This window comes from Mycobacterium sp. AZCC_0083, from assembly GCF_014202335.1.
Lineage (GTDB): Bacteria > Actinomycetota > Actinomycetes > Mycobacteriales > Mycobacteriaceae > Mycobacterium.
The window spans coordinates 186837-201933 of the sequence record NZ_JACHGP010000004.1 but is presented as its reverse complement, the minus strand read 5'-3'; the positions used below and the strand labels follow the sequence as shown (position 1 = coordinate 201933).

Below are 15097 nucleotides of genomic sequence, written 5' to 3'. Positions count from 1 at the left end.
AGGAACCCGTCACCGACAACCCCGACGCCAGCACCACCGGAGCATCACCGACCCGATAGGTCACCAACAACCCACCCGGCACCACCACCGGCAACGTCAACGCCGGCAACACCGTCAACACCACCGGCACCGACACCGCCGGCAACAACGCCCCCGGATCGGTCACCCCATAGGTAATCGCGCGGGCCAACAACCCCACCGTCGTCGAGGAGAACGTCACCGACTGCAACGCCGCCTCGTACTGCGCCACCGTGCCCGTACCGGACAACGTCAACGTCCCGGCCGCCGCGTCATACCCCACCGAGGAGATCAACCCGGTCGCCGCCGACGGCGTCCAACTCAACACATCCCCCGCCGACTTCACCCCAATGGTCACCGTCGCCGAAGACAACTGCGCCGAGGAACCCGTCACCGACAACCCCGACGCCAGCACCACCGGAGCATCACCGACCCGATAGGTCACCAACAACCCACCCGGCACCACCACCGGCAACGTCAACCCAATCACGGTGACCGCCAACGGCACCGAGATACTCGACAGATCCCCGTCGTCGGTCACCACGAACGACACCGTTCGCGCCCCAACCAACGCACCCGCCGTGGTCGAGAACGTCACCGCACGCAACGCTTCCTGATACTGCGCCACAGTCCCCGTACCGGACAACGTCAACGTCCCGGTCGCCGCGTTGTAGGCGCCCGTGATCGGATTGTTCTGCGGCGCCGTATAACCCAGCTTGTCACCAGGACTGAAGCCCAAGCCCAGCGAAACCTGAGCACCCTTCATCGATCCGGAGCCATCGATGATGGTGACATTCGAATCGAGGGTGACCGGCGGGCTACCGACGGTCACGATCGGCCCCACTACCGACGTCGTCACGATAGGCGGCAGATTCAACGCCGACACGGTCACCAAGAGGGGTACCGAGATACTCGGCAGATCCCCGTCGTCGGTTACCACGAACGACACCGTCCGCACCCCAATCAACGCCCCCGCGGTGGTGGAGAACGACACCGCCCGAAGTGCTTCCTGGTACTGGGCGACCGTGGCGGTCCCCTCCAGCGTCAAGACACCGGTAGCGTCGTCGTACGAACCGGTGATCGGGTTGTTCGCCGGCGGCGTATAACTCAGCGTGTCACCGGGTTTGAAGCCCAAGCCGACCGACACCGTGCCACCCGACAGATTCGACGACCCGTCGATGACCTTCAGATTGGAATCCAGCACCCTTGGTGCGCTGCCCGCCGTGTACGGAATCGGGTTGATCACCGAGGTGACCACGAGCGGCGGCAGGTTGATTCCGGTCCCCACCACCGTTACCGGCACCGTCTTGACGATCGTGTCTGGCTGTGCGATTCCGATCAATTGCGCAAACCCGTGCAGGATCCCCTGGACGACGCCGAAGATGCCGGGTAGCTGCGTGCCGACCGAATCGTCGATGGTCACGCTGAAGCTGTCGGTCAGGGTCGTCGTCGGAGCACCCGCCGTCGGCGTGTAGGTGTACGTCCCATCGGGCCGCACCACCACGGTGCCGTGCGCAGGCTGTTGCGTCACGGTGTAGGTCAAGGGCTCGTCGCCATTCGGGTCGGTGGCATTGAGGTTGCCCGACACCTCACCGGTCACGGTCTGGCTGATCTGCACCGGGTTGGCGATGGGGCTCCGGTTGAAGAAGGTGTGCGAGATTTCCCTTCGCACCCAAGCCAATACGGTCCACAGCAACGGCATCTGGGCCGGCGCATTGGGAGTAGGCGCCAGGAATGGGGTGATGACGAGGGCGACGAAACCCGAGGCGAAGTCGAACACTTGGCCCGGAATCGCCAGGAGGGCGCCAACGGGATCGAACGGGGCAGGCGTAGGTGCCTGGACCTGCGGGGCGGCGAACGTTGACATCTGTGCGTTGTTGGACGAGTCCGCCGTTTGGACATCGGCGGTCAACGCCGACCTGTGTCGCGCGGTGTCGTCGGCCGCCGCCGATGCCGTGTCCGATCCGCCCTTGTCAGTGGGCCCGCTCTGCACGTGGTCCACGACGACGCCGGGCTTCCCGTCAGAGCCGGCGGTCTGCCCGTCAGAGGGCTTCGGTGAATCATTCTGAGGGTCAGTCGGATTCACCACCGGCTCGACCGGCACCTCTACGACCGGAACCACCGGCACCTCTACGACGGGCTCCACTACCGGAACCACCGGCTCTACCGGAGCCACGGGCTCCACCGGAGTCACTTCCGCCGGGGCAACGGTTTCCTCACTGGTGCTTGGTTCGGAAGCGGTATCCGACGCCGCGGGCGTCGACTTCGCCGCAGCCTCACCGGCGGTGTGATGGGTGGACGTGAGCGCTCCACCGGAGCTGTCCACCTTCATCGTGGGGACGCGATCGTTGGCCGGGGTGGTGTCGCTCTTCGAGGGCGATCCGTCGGTCGACGTCTCGGTGGCCGTGGTCTGCGACGTGGTTTCCGTGTCCGGCTTCGATGGCGTCGACGCATCGGGCTTGGAGTCGGGCGACGTCTTGGGGCCAGGCGATGCCGACGCGCCGGGATCGGAGTCGGCATCCGGCGCCGCCCACGCCATACCCGGAGTGGTGGCGACGGCAACCCCGACGCCCAGCGACACGGCCAACGCCCCGATGCGGCCGACGTACTTGGCGTAGGTGGTTTCCGCCTTGCGCGCATGCTTCGGCGAGCGGGACGCCTCCAGACCCCGGAGCGACATCAGGTCGATCGTCGGGGGATCGACCCTCGCGATCAACGCCTGAGGCCTGTGCGCGGGCTCATTCGCGCGGCGTTCGGCACGATGCCGGGGTGTGTTTGCGCACATTTGATCGCCTCCGGGGGTAGGGGGACAACTTCGCCGACTGGAGGCGGACTTCGCTGAGGAGACAGGACGGCCGACGCATTGTGCCGACGCCCACCTGCGGCCGCGTTTGCGGGCTCATGCTGCTCCAAGGTCCGTGCCGCTGGTCTCCGACGCCTGTTTCGAGCTGGGTGTTGCCAGCGGGCGCCCAGAATCGCCAGCTTATGCTGCTGGATTGACGCGACAGTTATTTTTGTGGGTGTAAATTAGAATATTGTTGCAAACGTAAATACTTTGCCGTAGCGGGTTTGCGGAACAAGATCAAAAAGCTGTGCTCAGAGCGGGTGCACGCGCCAGTAGGCCGGTAGCGACGGCAAAAAAATTGGTAGGCGAAATCCGCCTAGCTCAGAGCGGGGATGACCTCGCGTTCGAATTGCTCGATGCCCGATCGGTCATACGCCGCCTCGGGGAAGTTCAGGATCGCGTACTCACAGCCGAGGTCGCGCAGACGGCTCAACCGTTCGACGATCTGCTCCGGCGTTCCGCTCGCGGAGTCGGGCGAGGTGATGGTCGTCAACATGCCCTCGACCACCTCCGGGGCGGCCTTCGTGATTAGCCGGGAACGGATCCGTTCCACGCGGTCCTTCACCTCGGCCTCGGACGATCCGACCACGGCGTTGAAGTTTGCCGAGCGCACGATCGATCCGTAGTCGGTTCCCACGTCGCGGCAGTGCCCTTCGAGCACCTCCGACTTGTGCCGGAAACCCTCGGGATCGGACACGAAGTTGGTGTACTGCGCGTACTTCGCGGCGATCCGCAGCGTCACCTTCTCGCCACCACCGGCGATCCACAGTGGGATGCCATTCTCCTGCAACGGTTTCGGCGCCACGATCGCGTCGTCGGCCTGATAGTGCTTGCCGTCGAAGGTGACTCTGCCGTCACGCCAGGCACTGCGCATGATCTGCACGCCCTCGTCGAGGCGGGCCAGACGCACGCCGGCTGACGGGAAGCCGTATCCGTAGGCGCGCCATTCGTGTTCATACCAGCCGCCGCCGATGCCCATCTGAACACGACCGCCGGAGATGATGTCGACGGTGGCGGCCACCTTCGCCAGGTAGACCGGATTGCGGTAGCTCATCGCCGTGCACATCTGGCCGAGCTTGATCCGCGACGTCGTGGCCCCGTAGGCCGCCATCAGCGACCACGCCTCGTGGGTGGCCTCGTCGGTCGGCACCGGCACGGTGTGGAAGTGGTCGTAGACCCAGAGCGAATCCCACGGCCCGCCGTCGGCGTAGGTCGCGAGGTCGCGCATCACTCCCCACTGGCTTGCGGTGGGGATGTCCACCAGATCCAGTCGCCAACCTTGCGGGATGAACAGTCCGAAACGCACGGTGCCCAACTCTAGGGCGTGGCGAACGACTCTGCGCGGGTTCTGCTCAGCCCCTCTCGCGCTGGGAACGCGACGGAATCACCACACCAGCGGGACGCCGGGCTCGCACCGTTCCGTCGCCGCGTGAATCAGGGCATCGTGAATGGCGACGGCCGATATGACGTGCTCCGAGCCCCTCCATCCGCAGCTGCATTCGCCGTGCGCCCATATCCGCCCCTTGGCGACGATTGCCACACCGCCTGCCATCGCGTCGAGCCGGCCGTACGGCTGGCCCATTTCATGCATGGACGCCGAAGCTAGCACCCTCGTCGCATGACCGGGACGGCTTCCAACTACACGCTGAACCGTGCAAACATCCAATTCATTGCCCAAACGAGCATGGAGGTTTGGTTATCGCACGTAGACATCGAAATAGCGGGCCCCCAAGGGATTTGCTCAGTTCGCATGTTCATTACCAAAGATCGAGATAGGTGGATCGGCGATTCCGCGTGGCGGTAACGTGCCATGCTGTGCCGCGATCATTCGTCGTTTCGGCCGAATCCCCCGGCACCGTCGATCAGGTCCACCGGGCATTCGGAAGCGAGACCTACTGGCAGGCAAGGCTTGCCGCATTCGATACGGGTTCGCCGACGCTCGACTCGTTGACCACCGACGCGGACGGCACCACGACGGCGACCATGACACTGAGCTTCGGCGGGGACCAGTTGCCTCCACCGCTGAACCGCTTGCACACCGGCGTGCTGCACGTGCTTCACCGCGAGCGTTGGTACGCACCGGAAGACGGCCGCACCCATGGCGAGATCACCGTCGACGCCCGCGGCCTGCCACTGTCCGGCGGTGGCGCGCTGTCGCTGACACCAGTTCCCAACGGCTTGCGGTTCGAGTGCACTGCGACGGTGACGGTCAACGTTCCGTTGATCGGCGGCACGATCGCCAAGCTCATCGCCGAACCGCTGGCCGACGGCATCCTCGACATCCACGTGTTCACCAATGAATGGGTAACCGAGAACCTCTGACCGCGGCCCGCGGCGTTACACGATGTTCACGCGGGCAAACCGACGGGTAACACGTATACCGCATCGTATACAGCAACGAAGATGCCGGTCGGCGTCCGCTCACACGACGAAGGAACCCCAGCCGTGGCCACTTCCTCCACGACGTCCGCGCCACCCGGGACTCACCAGGAGTCCGCCCTCGGCGAGGAGTACGAGCACGACCCCGTCCCCCTGTCGGCCCGCCGCTCACTGTTCTCGCGGTTTGGGTCGGCTTCCCGATGATCATGACGTCCGCGGTGTTCGCGGGCATCATCGTCTACAACCTCGGGTTCACCACCGGAATGCTCGCCATCCTCCTCGGCAACGCGGTGCTGATGGTCTATGTCGGGACACTGAGCTACATCGCGGGCCGGTCGGGCAAGAACTTCGCATTGACCGCGGCAGACACGTTCGGCGGCAAGGGTTTCCGCGTCGTGTCGGCCTTCCTTTCCACGTTGGTGATCGGTTGGTTCGCCTTCCAGACCGGCATGGTCGGACCCACACTGAACATCTCGATGGGTTGGAGCGTCGGGTGGATCACGCTGCTCGCCGGCGTGCTGTTCGTAGCGTTGACGTTCATCGGCATCCGGGCGATCTCGTGGATCGGCGTCGTGGCCTCGATCATGTTCGTGCCGCTTGGCATCGTCGCGGTCGTCATCGCAGCGCGCGACGGCGGGATCGGCTCCGCGATGTCGTATCAGGGTGGCGCGGGAGCGAGCGCGATGAGCTTCGGCGTCGCCGTCACCATGGTGATCGCATGCTTCGCCGACTCGGGCACCATGACCGCCGACTTCACCCGCTGGGCGAAGGACGGCAAACAAGGTGCGCTGGCAGCGTTCGCGGCCTTCCCCGTCGCCTACTTCATCGCCCAACTGGTCGGCACCTTCGTGGTCGCCCTCGGCGCCTCGGCCGAACCGCAGAAGACCGGCGGCGACTTCCTGCACGTCCTGGTCAACAACGGCGGCGTGCTGCTGCCCCTCGGGGTGCTGTTCGTGTTCGTCAACCTCGGCAGCGTCTGCGCCCACTGCCTCTACAACGGCGCCGTCGGTTTCGGCCACATCACCGGCAGGACGATGCGCCAGCTGACGATCGTGCTCGGCATCGTCGGAACCATCGCCGCCGTCGCAGGCATCTGGTCCTACTTCGAGGCCTGGCTCAACATCCTCGGCGTACTCGTCCCGCCGATCGGCGTCATCCTGATCCTGGACCAGTTCATCTTCGCCAATCGGCGCGCGCCGGCCGCAGTGCTGTACTGGAAACCATTCGCGGCCTGGGCAATCGGCGCCGGTGTCGCACTTCTGACCCACTTCGAGGCGCCGCAGTTGTCCGACGCCGTCGTCGCCATGGTCGTCGGCGGGCTCGCCTTCACCGCCCTGACCTACCTACCGGCGGCGCCCCTCGAGTCGCAGGAACCCGCACTGAGCGGTGAGGCCGCATGAGCATCCACCCACCGATCACCGTCGACGCCAACCCCTACGCATGGCCCTACGACGGCGACATCCCCGTCGGCCGGACGGCGCTGATCAACATTGACTGGCAGGTCGACTTCTGCGGCGAGGGCGGCTACGTCGACACGATGGGCTACGACCTGTCGTTGACCCGGACACCGCTCGGCCCTGCTCAGACCGTGCTGCACGCCGCACGCGAGATCGGCCTGTTCATCCTGCACACCAGGGAGGGTCACCGACCCGACCTGTCCGACCTCCCCGCCAACAAGCGCTGGCGGTCGGCCCAGATCGGTGCCGAGATCGGGTCGCGCGGCCCACGCGGCAGAATCTTGACCAAGGGCGAGCCGGGGTGGGAGATCGTCGACGAGATGGCGCCGCTGCCGGGTGAGCCCGTCATCGACAAGCCCGGCAAGGGTAGTTTCTATGCCACCGACCTCGACCTGATCCTGCAGAGCAACGGCATCTCGCACATCGTCTTCACCGGGATCACGACCGACGTGTGCGTTCACACCACGATGCGCGACGCCAACGACCGGGGCTACGAATGCCTGGTGCTTTCCGACTGCACTGGCGCCACCGACTACGCCAATCACGTCGCGGCGTTGAACATGGTGACCATGCAGGGCGGCGTGTTCGGAGCGCACGCCACCAGCGCAGCGCTCCTGGACGCATTCGACGCGATTCGCGGAAGGGTAGCCGCCGCACCGGAACCGGTGCCCGTGCAGTAGTTCGTCGGCCCGGGCCACCAGTCGGTGGCCAGGACTAGCCTGGCGACCATGGCCCTTTCACGAGAAGAACGCGAACTATTTCTCGCCGAGCCGCACATCGCGGCGCTGGCGGTGAACGCCGGCGACAAGCGGGGACCGTTGACGGTTCCGATCTGGTACCAGTACACCCCGGGCGGTGAGCCGTGGGTGATCACCGGAAGCGGTTCCCGCAAGCACCGCCTCATCGAGGCGACGGGGGAGTTCTCGCTGATGGTCGACCGCGTCGAACCAACCGTGCGCTACGTCGCGGTCGACGGGGTGGTCAGTCGTATCGAGCCCGGCACCGATGATCAACTCGTCGAGCTGACCAAGCGCTATCTGCCGCCAGAGAAGGTCGAGCCCTACCTCGAATTCGCCCGCCGCGAGCATGGCGACAGCGTGGCCATCTTCCTGAAACCGCAGCACTGGCTGTCCGCGGACCTGGGTTCTCTGTAGGCCCATGTCGTCGCGACGGCGGTTGTTCCAGGTGCTCTACCGGTTGGGGTTCACACCCTGGGACGGGCACCCGATGTCGACCACTCTGGCAGCCCTCGTCGAGGGCGATGGCGCACTGGCGGCGGGTCCCGCACTCGACATCGGTTGCGGCACCGGTGACAACTCCATCTACCTGGCCAAGCACGGCTGGCGGGTCACCGGAGTCGACTACGTGGCCAAGCCACTGGAGGCGGCGCGCGCCAAGGCCAGGGCGGCGGGCGTCACCGTCGACTTCCGCCTGGCCGACGCCACCCAACTGGAGTCGGCCGGTGTCGGTACGGGCTTCACGCTGATCGTCGACAGCGGCTGTCTGCACGGCATGTCGGCCGAAGACCGTGACGCGTACGTCCGCGGCGTCGAGTCCGTCATCGCGCCCGGCGGCCGGCTCCTGGTCATCGCCTTCACACCGGGTGGTTCATTCGGCGTGCCGGGGATCTCGCCGGACGAGGTGACCCGCCGCTTCGGCGACGGCTGGACCGCGATCTCGTCTGGACCCGAGTCGGAGCTCTCCAAGGCCGCGCGGCACTACTCGTTCCAGCGCGACGCCTGACGGGAGGCTAAATGCCCAGCGCCGCAAGCGCTCCCGTCAGCCCCCCGACTATCCATTGCCGGTCGCTTAGACGACGCAGCCCCCGGGACGTCGCCGGAGCCGCCTGGCGGCGACATTCAGCGGTGGTCCCGGGGGCCTTGCCTACTACTGCTAGCTGGTGAGCGAGGCCGGCGGGATGAAGCGGTCGCCGTACTTGGCTGCCAGTTCATTGGCGCGGGCCACGAAACCTGCCTTGCCGCCGGGGTATCCGACGATGTACTGCGCCGAGCCACCGGTCCACGGCGGGAAGCCGATGCCCATGATGGAGCCGATGTTGGCGTCGGCGGTGGTGGTCAGCACGTTCTCGTCGAAGCACTTCTGGGTCTCCAGCGCCTCGGCGAACAGCATGCGGTCGATCATGTCCTGCAACGGCGGCTGCGAGCTTCCGGAATTGAACGTCTCCTTCAGGCCCGACCACAGGCCGACGCGCTTGCCGTCGGCGTACTCGTAGAACCCAGCACCCTTCAGTCGCGACGGGCGTCCGAGCTCGATCATCTTCTCGACGACCGCCTCGGCAGGATGGGGAACATGGACTCGTCCCGCATCTTCTTCGCCCAAGCGCGTAGCTACGGCGATCTTGTGCATGAGCTCCAGGTTGAGCTCGTCGGACAGCTGCAGCGGCGGCGCCGGGTAGCCGGCCTGCGAACCCGCCTGCTCGATGCTGGCCGGCGCGACGCCCTCACCCAGCATGGCGAGCGCCTCGTTGACGAACGTGCCGATAACGCGACTGGTGAAGAAGCCGCGGCTGTCGTTGACCACGATCGGCGTCTTGCCGATGGCCAGCGTGTAGTCGAACACCCGGGCCAGTGCCTCGTCAGAGGTCTTCTCGCCCTTGATGATCTCGACGAGCGGCATCTTGTCGACCGGCGAGAAGAAGTGGATCCCGATGAAGTCCTCTTGACGCTTCACTCCGGCCGCGAGGCCGGTGATCGGCAGCGTCGAGGTGTTCGACCCGAGCAGCGCGTTGGGCTCGACGACGTCTTCGATCTCCTGGAACACCTTGTGCTTCAGTTCAACTGACTCGAAGACGGCCTCGATGACGAAGTCGACGCCCTTGAAGTCGGCGGCGTCGGCCGTCGGGGTGATGCGGGCGAGCAGCGCGTCGGACTTCTCCTGCGTGGTCTTACCACGCTCCAACGCCTTGGCCTCGAGCTTCTCGGAGTAGCCCTTACCCCGCTGCGCCGCTTCGAGTTCGACGTCCTTGAGCACGACGTCGAATCCGGCCTTGGCCGAGACGTAGGCGATGCCCGCGCCCATCATGCCCGCGCCAAGCACGCCGATCTTCGTGATCGGGATCTTGCCGATGCCGTCGGGGCGCGAACCTCCGCCGTTGATGGACTGCAGGTCGAAGAAGAACGCCTGAATCATGTTCTTCGAGACCTGGCCGGTGACCAGCTCGGTGAAGTACCGGCTCTCGATGCGGCTGGCGGTGTCGAAGTCCACCTGCGCGCCCTCGACGGCCGCGTCGAGGATCTTGCGCGGCGCGGGCATCGGTGCACCCTTGAGCTGCTTCTTGAGCAGTGCGGGGAACGACGGCAGGATGCCCGCCAGTCCTGGCGACGACGGCGTGCCGCCGGGCATCTTGTAGCCCTTCTTGTCCCAAGGCTGTTCGTGCGCATCGGGATTGGCCTTGATCCACGCCTTGGCGGCCGGCACCAGTTCCTCGACGGTCGGCAGGACCTCGTCGACCAAGCCCGTCTCGAGTGCCTTGGCCGGCTTGAACCGGGTGCCCTGGCTCAGGATCTCCATGAACGCCTTCTGGATGCCGAACATGCGCACGGTGCGGGTGACGCCGCCGCCGCCGGGCAGCAGACCCAGTGTGACCTCGGGCAGGCCGATCTGGCTGCCCTTGACGTCAGCGGCGATGCGGTGATGGGTGGCCAGGGCGATCTCGAGGCCGCCGCCAAGGGCGGCGCCGTTGATGGCCGCGACGACGGGCTTGCCGAGGGTCTCGAGCTTGCGCAGGTCGGCCTTGATGGTCTCGACGGTGCTGAAGGCCTCGCCGGCATTCTCCGGGCCGATCTCGATCATGCCCTTCAGATCGCCACCGGCGAAGAAGGTCTTCTTGGCGCTGGTGATGACGACACCTGTGATCGAATCCTTCTCGGCGACAAGGCGTTCGACGGCGTTGTGCATGGACTCGGCGTAGTGCTCGTTCATCACGTTGGCCGACCCGGTGGGGTCGTCAAGCGTCAGTGTGACGATGCCGTCGGCATCCTTGTCCCACTGAATGGTGTTCTCTGCCATGGTCTTAAACCCTCTCGATGATGGTGGCGACGCCCATGCCGCCGCCAATGCACAGTGTGATGAGCGCGCGCTTGGCGCCGCGGCGCTCGAGCTCGTCGACCATGGTTCCGGTGATCATGGCGCCGGTGGCGCCGAGTGGGTGGCCCATCGCGATGGCGCCACCGTTGACGTTGAGCTTCTCGTCGGGGATGTTCAGGTCCTTCTGGAACTTCAGCACCACCGAGGCGAAGGCCTCGTTCAGCTCGAACAGGTCGATGTCGTCGACGGTCAGCCCGGCCCGGTCGAGCACCTTCTTGGTGGCCGGGGTCGGGCCGGTCAGCATGATGACCGGGTCGGCGCCACTGGTCGCGGTGGCCACGATGCGCGCCCGCGGGGTCAGGCCCTGCGACTTGCCCGCCGCCTCCGAGCCGACGAGCACCAGCGCGGCACCGTCGACGATGCCGGAGCTGTTGCCGCCGGTGTGCACGTGATTGATCTTCTCGACGTAGTGGTACTTCTGCAGCGCCACGTCGTCGAAGCCGCCCATCGCGCCGAGTCCCTCGAACGCGGACTTCAGCTTGCCGAGGCTCTCCACGGTTGAACCGGGCCGCATGTGCTCGTCGTTGTCGAGAATGACCAAGCCGTTCTGGTCCTTCACCGGCACGACGGACTTGGCGAAGTAGCCGCCCGACCACGCAGCCGCAGCCCTGTCCTGCGAGCGCGCTGCATAGGCGTCGACGTCCTCGCGGGAGAAGCCCTCGATGGTGGCGATCAGGTCGGCACCAATGCCCTGGGGCACGAAGCCGACGCTGTAGTTGGTCTCCGGGTCGGTCGCCCATGCGCCGCCATCGGAGCCCATCGGAACGCGGCTCATCGACTCGACGCCACCCGCGAGCACCAGGTCGTCCCATCCGGAACGGACCTTCTGGGCGGCCGTGTTGACGGCTTCCAAGCCCGAGGCGCAGAACCGGTTGAGCTGGAATCCGCCGGTCGTCTCGGGCAGCTTCGCCACCAACGCCGCGGTGCGGGCGATGTCGCCACCCTGGTCGCCAACCGGCGAGACGACGCCGAGGATGAGGTCGCTGATCAGATTCTCGTCGAGGTCGGGGAAGCGGACGCGCAGCTCGTCGATCAGGCCTACGACCAGGTTGACGGGCTTGACCTCGTTCAGCGACCCGTTGCGCTGCTTGCCGCGCGGCGTGCGGATGGCCTCATAGATGAAGGCTTCTTCGGACATGGTGAATTTCCTGTTCGTCAGATCTGGGGACCCCTCTTATGGCAGAATAACAGCCCCTCCCAACCTGTTGGTTGGGCGGTCTAAGTACTGCTCTCACCGCTAAGCCGCAGGCGGCGGACCCGTCGACCCGCGCACCACGAGTTCCGTGGGCAGGAGTCGATGTACCGGCTCGCCGCGTTCTGCCATCCGGCCCAGAATCAGCTCGGCGGCTGCGGCTCCGATGTCGTATTGCGGGATCGCGACGGTGGTGAGCGGAGGATCGAGAAAGCCCGACAGCGGCATGTCGTTGAATCCGACGACCGACACGTCAGCGGGGCAACGGGCTCCTCGGCTTCGAAGGGCCGCATAACACCCGATCGCAATCATGTCGTTGCCTGCGATCACCGCCGTTGGCGTGCGCCGCTCAAGGAGGCTCGCGAAGGCACGGTTGCCCTCGTCGACCGCGTAGCGCTCGGCCGTCTCGATGAGCGCCGGATCCGCGGTGAGGCCGACTGCGCGCATCGCCTCCTCGAATGCGGTGAGCCGAACCTGGGTCATGGACAGCGCGTCGGGCCCGGTCACGTGGGCGATCGCGGTGTGGCCCAACTCAACGAGGTGGGCGACGGCCGCCCGCATCCCGGCGGCGTCGTCACTCGCCACGGAGGACGCCGCGGCGCCGACGAGTCGGTTGACCAGCACCACGGGGGTCGCCGACCTCACCAAGCTCTCGACTGCGGGGTCGTCGCGCCGCGACGAGGCGATGACGAACCCGTCGCACTGCCGGGCCTTGAGTAAGTCGATGAGTCGCTCTTCGCGCTCCGCGCTGTCGTCCGTGTTGGCGATCACCGCCTCGTAGCCGGCGCCGCGCAGGGTGTCCTCGATGCCGCGCACGATCGGCGGGAACACCGGGTTGCCGAGGTCTGGGATCAGAACCCCGATCGTGTGGGAGCGACGGGTGCGCAGGTTCCTGCCGAATTGGTCGGGTACGTAGCCGAGCCGCGCGGCCGCCTCCTCGACGCGCCGCGTGGTTTCGGTCGTGACGCGGCCTGCGAGCTCCGGGTTCAGCGCGCGCGACACGGTTCCCGGGTGGACGCCCGCGGCACGCGCGACGTCCTGGATCGTCGGCCTCGCCACGCGGGCAATCGTAGTCGGATCCGGCGGCGGGGTTGTGTTCCAACGCTCCTGGAGCTAGATTCTTGGCAATCGATTGCCAACAGCTAGGAGGAGTTCTCATGCCACGCATCAGCTACGTTGACCCCGACTCGATCACCGACCCCGAGCTCGCCGGGTACATCGCCGACTCTCGGAAGTACGGCACACCCCGCGTCGAGAGCCAGGCGATCCGCGCACACGTCCCCGCCGTACTGCGCTCGTTCAACCAGTCGTGGCAGGCGGTCTTTCGCGAGGGCGTGCTCGATCACACCATCAAGGAGCTGGCCCGCGTGTTCGTCGCCAAGTCGCTCGACTGCGGTTACTGCGCCGGCCAGCGATCGCACCTCGCCACCGCCGCCGGCCTGACGGAGCGCGAGTTCGACGACGTCATCGAGTTCCGTCGGTCCGACGTCTTCAGTCCGCGCGAAAAGGCAGCACTGCTGTTCGCCGAGGCGATCGCCTGGGATCCGACCCTCGCCGACGACGATGTCTGGACGGCACTGCACGCAGAGTTCACAGAGCCCGAGATCGTCGAACTCGGCTACTTCATCGGCCTCACCATGGGTCAGCAGAAGTTCCTCAAGACGCTCGGCATCCAGCACGGAGACCTCGGCACGGCGTCGACCGCAGGCCTTGCGCCCGCGGTGGCGGAATCCCTCGCAACGTCCGCCCGCGGCTGAGCGACTCCGCGCCATGCGCCAGACGATCATCGTCGGGTCCGGGCCAGCCGGATACGCGGCCGCGATCTATGCGGCCCGCGCCCGCCTGCGACCGCTGCTCATCGCCAGCTCGGTCGACGTCGGTGGTGAACTCATGAAGACCACCGACGTCGAGAACTTCCCTGGATTTCCCGAGGGCATCATGGGGCCGGACTTGATGGTGAAGATGCGGGAGCAGGCCGAGCGCTTCGGTACCGAGATCGTCCACGACGACGTCACGAAGCTCGAACTCAGCGGCGACATCAAGCGCGCCACACTCGGCGACGGCGGCGTGCGCGAGGCGCTCACCGTGATCTACGCTGTCGGCTCGGCGTACCGCAGGCTCGGCCTCGACGACGAGGTTCGGCTCTCGGGACATGGCGTGTCGTGGTGCGCCACGTGCGACGGCGCCTTCTTCAAACAGCAGACCGTCGCGGTGGTCGGGGGCGGCGACTCCGCCCTCGAAGAGGCGACCTTCCTAACCCGCTTCGCGGACAAGGTGTTTCTGGTGCACCGGCGCGAAAGTCTGCGCGCCTCGGCCGCCATGCAAGACCGCGCGCGTGCGAATCCGAAGATCGAGTTCTCGTGGAACCAGAAGGTGGCGAACATCTACGGAGACGAGAAGGTTGATGGTATCGGCCTTGTCGGCACCGACGACGGCGCCGAGATCAGGCTCGATGTCGCGGGTCTGTTCGTGGCGATCGGTTCGGACCCGCGTACCCACCTGGTGCACGGACAACTTCACCTCACAGCCGAGGGCACGATCGCGGTCGACGGCCGTTCGTCCCGCACCAACCTTCCTGGCGTGTTCGCGGCAGGGGACGTGATCGACCCGACCTACAAGCAGGCGATCACAGCGGCGGGATCGGGAACCGTGGCCTCCCTTGACGCCGAGCACTATCTCGCCGCACTTGCGGCACACAGCAGCCCCGCCCCAGTACCGGTGTGACCCGCGCCGAGTTCGCCACGACGAAAGCAGGAACGATGCCAAGCACCAAGGCTGTCACCGACGCCACCTTCCAAAGCGAGGTGCTCCATCACGAGATTCCGATCCTGGTCGACTTCTGGGCGGAATGGTGCGGTCCGTGCCGTGCCGTTTCACCGATCCTCGACAAGATCGCCGAGGAGAACACCGGCAAGTTGTCGATCGTGAAGATGGACGTCGACGAAAACCCGGAAACCGTAGAGAAATACGGAATCGTTTCGATCCCGTCGATGCTGGTATTCGACGGGGGCGAGGTGGTCAAGCGCATCACCGGCGCAAAGCCGAAGCCAGTGCTCGACGCCGACCTGAAAGAGTTTCTCGCCTAACTACTTCCGGAGC

General features: G+C 66.0%; 15 protein-coding genes. 9 read left to right on the top strand and 6 right to left on the bottom strand.

Annotated features, from left to right (window positions below):
- From HNP02_RS11275 to HNP02_RS11265, 3 genes are all read right to left on the bottom strand, one after another.
- Nucleotides 1-2698, bottom strand: a 2698-nt coding sequence (locus HNP02_RS11275) for an Ig-like domain-containing protein (RefSeq protein ID WP_184438176.1), incomplete at its 3' end; no start/stop codon positions are given.
- Between the two features lie 481 nt (nt 2699-3179).
- Nucleotides 3180-4169 (bottom strand): LLM class F420-dependent oxidoreductase, encoded by a 990-nt coding sequence (locus tag HNP02_RS11270; RefSeq protein ID WP_184438173.1) that lies wholly within the window; start codon nt 4167-4169, stop codon nt 3180-3182.
- A 78-nt stretch (nt 4170-4247) separates the two neighbouring features.
- Nucleotides 4248-4454 carry a hypothetical protein gene (locus tag HNP02_RS11265; protein ID WP_184438170.1) on the bottom strand — a complete coding sequence of 69 codons (207 nt, stop codon included), beginning with the start codon at nt 4452-4454 and terminating at the stop codon, nt 4248-4250.
- Between the two features lie 224 nt (nt 4455-4678).
- On the opposite strand from HNP02_RS11265, the gene HNP02_RS11260 reads away from it, so the two are divergent.
- The 6 genes from HNP02_RS11260 to HNP02_RS11240 all read left to right on the top strand — a co-directional run bounded on the left by HNP02_RS11260 (nt 4679) and on the right by HNP02_RS11240 (nt 8442).
- Nucleotides 4679-5185, top strand: a complete 507-nt coding sequence (locus tag HNP02_RS11260) for a DUF2505 domain-containing protein (RefSeq protein ID WP_184438168.1) — start codon at nt 4679-4681, stop codon at nt 5183-5185.
- Nucleotides 5186-5308: 123 nt separating this feature from the next.
- Entirely contained in the window at nt 5309-5446 is a 138-nt protein-coding gene (locus HNP02_RS42230; RefSeq protein ID WP_221317463.1) for a hypothetical protein, read from the top strand.
- Nucleotides 5443-6642: a cytosine permease gene (locus tag HNP02_RS11255; RefSeq protein WP_221317462.1), complete on the top strand. Its 1200-nt coding sequence runs from the start codon at nt 5443-5445 to the stop codon at nt 6640-6642. Before HNP02_RS42230 ends, HNP02_RS11255 begins: the two co-directional genes overlap by 4 nt.
- Complete coding sequence (locus tag HNP02_RS11250) at nt 6639-7379, top strand: cysteine hydrolase (RefSeq protein WP_221317461.1); 741 nt, start codon at nt 6639-6641, stop codon at nt 7377-7379. The genes HNP02_RS11255 and HNP02_RS11250 overlap by 4 nt, the downstream gene beginning before the upstream one ends.
- A gap of 48 nt (nt 7380-7427) precedes the next feature.
- Nucleotides 7428-7853 (top strand): pyridoxamine 5'-phosphate oxidase family protein, encoded by a 426-nt coding sequence (locus tag HNP02_RS11245; RefSeq protein WP_184438165.1) that lies wholly within the window; start codon nt 7428-7430, stop codon nt 7851-7853.
- A gap of 4 nt (nt 7854-7857) precedes the next feature.
- Nucleotides 7858-8442: a bifunctional 2-polyprenyl-6-hydroxyphenol methylase/3-demethylubiquinol 3-O-methyltransferase UbiG gene (locus HNP02_RS11240; RefSeq protein ID WP_184438163.1), complete on the top strand. Its 585-nt coding sequence runs from the start codon at nt 7858-7860 to the stop codon at nt 8440-8442.
- Between the two features lie 150 nt (nt 8443-8592).
- Here HNP02_RS11240 and HNP02_RS11235 read toward each other — a convergent pair whose 3' ends face one another.
- The 3 genes from HNP02_RS11235 to HNP02_RS11225 form a co-directional block, all read right to left on the bottom strand.
- Complete coding sequence (locus HNP02_RS11235; RefSeq protein WP_184438161.1) at nt 8593-10728, bottom strand: 3-hydroxyacyl-CoA dehydrogenase NAD-binding domain-containing protein; 2136 nt, start codon at nt 10726-10728, stop codon at nt 8593-8595.
- 4 nt (nt 10729-10732) lie between these two features.
- Nucleotides 10733-11944, bottom strand: a complete 1212-nt coding sequence (locus tag HNP02_RS11230; protein WP_184438159.1) for an acetyl-CoA C-acetyltransferase — start codon at nt 11942-11944, stop codon at nt 10733-10735.
- 99 nt (nt 11945-12043) lie between these two features.
- Complete coding sequence (locus tag HNP02_RS11225) at nt 12044-13057, bottom strand: LacI family DNA-binding transcriptional regulator (protein ID WP_184438157.1); 1014 nt, start codon at nt 13055-13057, stop codon at nt 12044-12046.
- Nucleotides 13058-13155: 98 nt separating this feature from the next.
- Here HNP02_RS11225 and HNP02_RS11220 point away from each other — a divergent pair, with 98 nt between their 5' ends.
- Genes HNP02_RS11220 through trxA form a run of 3 tightly spaced genes read left to right on the top strand, consistent with a single transcriptional unit; the run spans nt 13156 to nt 15084 of the window.
- A complete protein-coding gene (locus HNP02_RS11220; protein WP_184438155.1) occupies nt 13156-13755 on the top strand; it encodes a carboxymuconolactone decarboxylase family protein in 600 nt (199 codons plus the stop codon).
- Nucleotides 13756-13768: 13 nt separating this feature from the next.
- Entirely contained in the window at nt 13769-14722 is a 954-nt protein-coding gene (trxB, locus tag HNP02_RS11215; RefSeq protein WP_184438153.1) for a thioredoxin-disulfide reductase, read from the top strand.
- Nucleotides 14723-14757: 35 nt separating this feature from the next.
- On the top strand, nt 14758-15084 hold the full coding sequence (gene trxA, locus HNP02_RS11210) for a thioredoxin (protein WP_184438151.1): 327 nt from the start codon (nt 14758-14760) through the stop codon (nt 15082-15084).
- The last annotated feature ends 13 nt before the right edge of the window (nt 15085-15097 follow it).

Excerpts from the sequence above, each read along its gene's own strand:
- HNP02_RS11265 (WP_184438170.1), bottom strand. The coding sequence starts at position 4,454 with ATGCATGAAATGGGCCAGCCGTACGGCCGGCTCGACGCGATGGCAGGC.
- HNP02_RS11255 (WP_221317462.1), top strand. The coding sequence starts at position 5,443 with ATGATCATGACGTCCGCGGTGTTCGCGGGCATCATCGTCTACAACCTC.
- HNP02_RS11250 (WP_221317461.1), top strand. The coding sequence starts at position 6,639 with ATGAGCATCCACCCACCGATCACCGTCGACGCCAACCCCTACGCATGG.
- HNP02_RS11245 (WP_184438165.1), top strand. The coding sequence starts at position 7,428 with ATGGCCCTTTCACGAGAAGAACGCGAACTATTTCTCGCCGAGCCGCAC.
- HNP02_RS11240 (WP_184438163.1), top strand. The coding sequence starts at position 7,858 with ATGTCGTCGCGACGGCGGTTGTTCCAGGTGCTCTACCGGTTGGGGTTC.
- HNP02_RS11235 (WP_184438161.1), bottom strand. The coding sequence starts at position 10,728 with ATGGCAGAGAACACCATTCAGTGGGACAAGGATGCCGACGGCATCGTC.
- HNP02_RS11230 (WP_184438159.1), bottom strand. The coding sequence starts at position 11,944 with ATGTCCGAAGAAGCCTTCATCTATGAGGCCATCCGCACGCCGCGCGGC.
- HNP02_RS11220 (WP_184438155.1), top strand. The coding sequence starts at position 13,156 with ATGCCACGCATCAGCTACGTTGACCCCGACTCGATCACCGACCCCGAG.
- trxB (WP_184438153.1), top strand. The coding sequence starts at position 13,769 with ATGCGCCAGACGATCATCGTCGGGTCCGGGCCAGCCGGATACGCGGCC.
- trxA (WP_184438151.1), top strand. The coding sequence starts at position 14,758 with ATGCCAAGCACCAAGGCTGTCACCGACGCCACCTTCCAAAGCGAGGTG.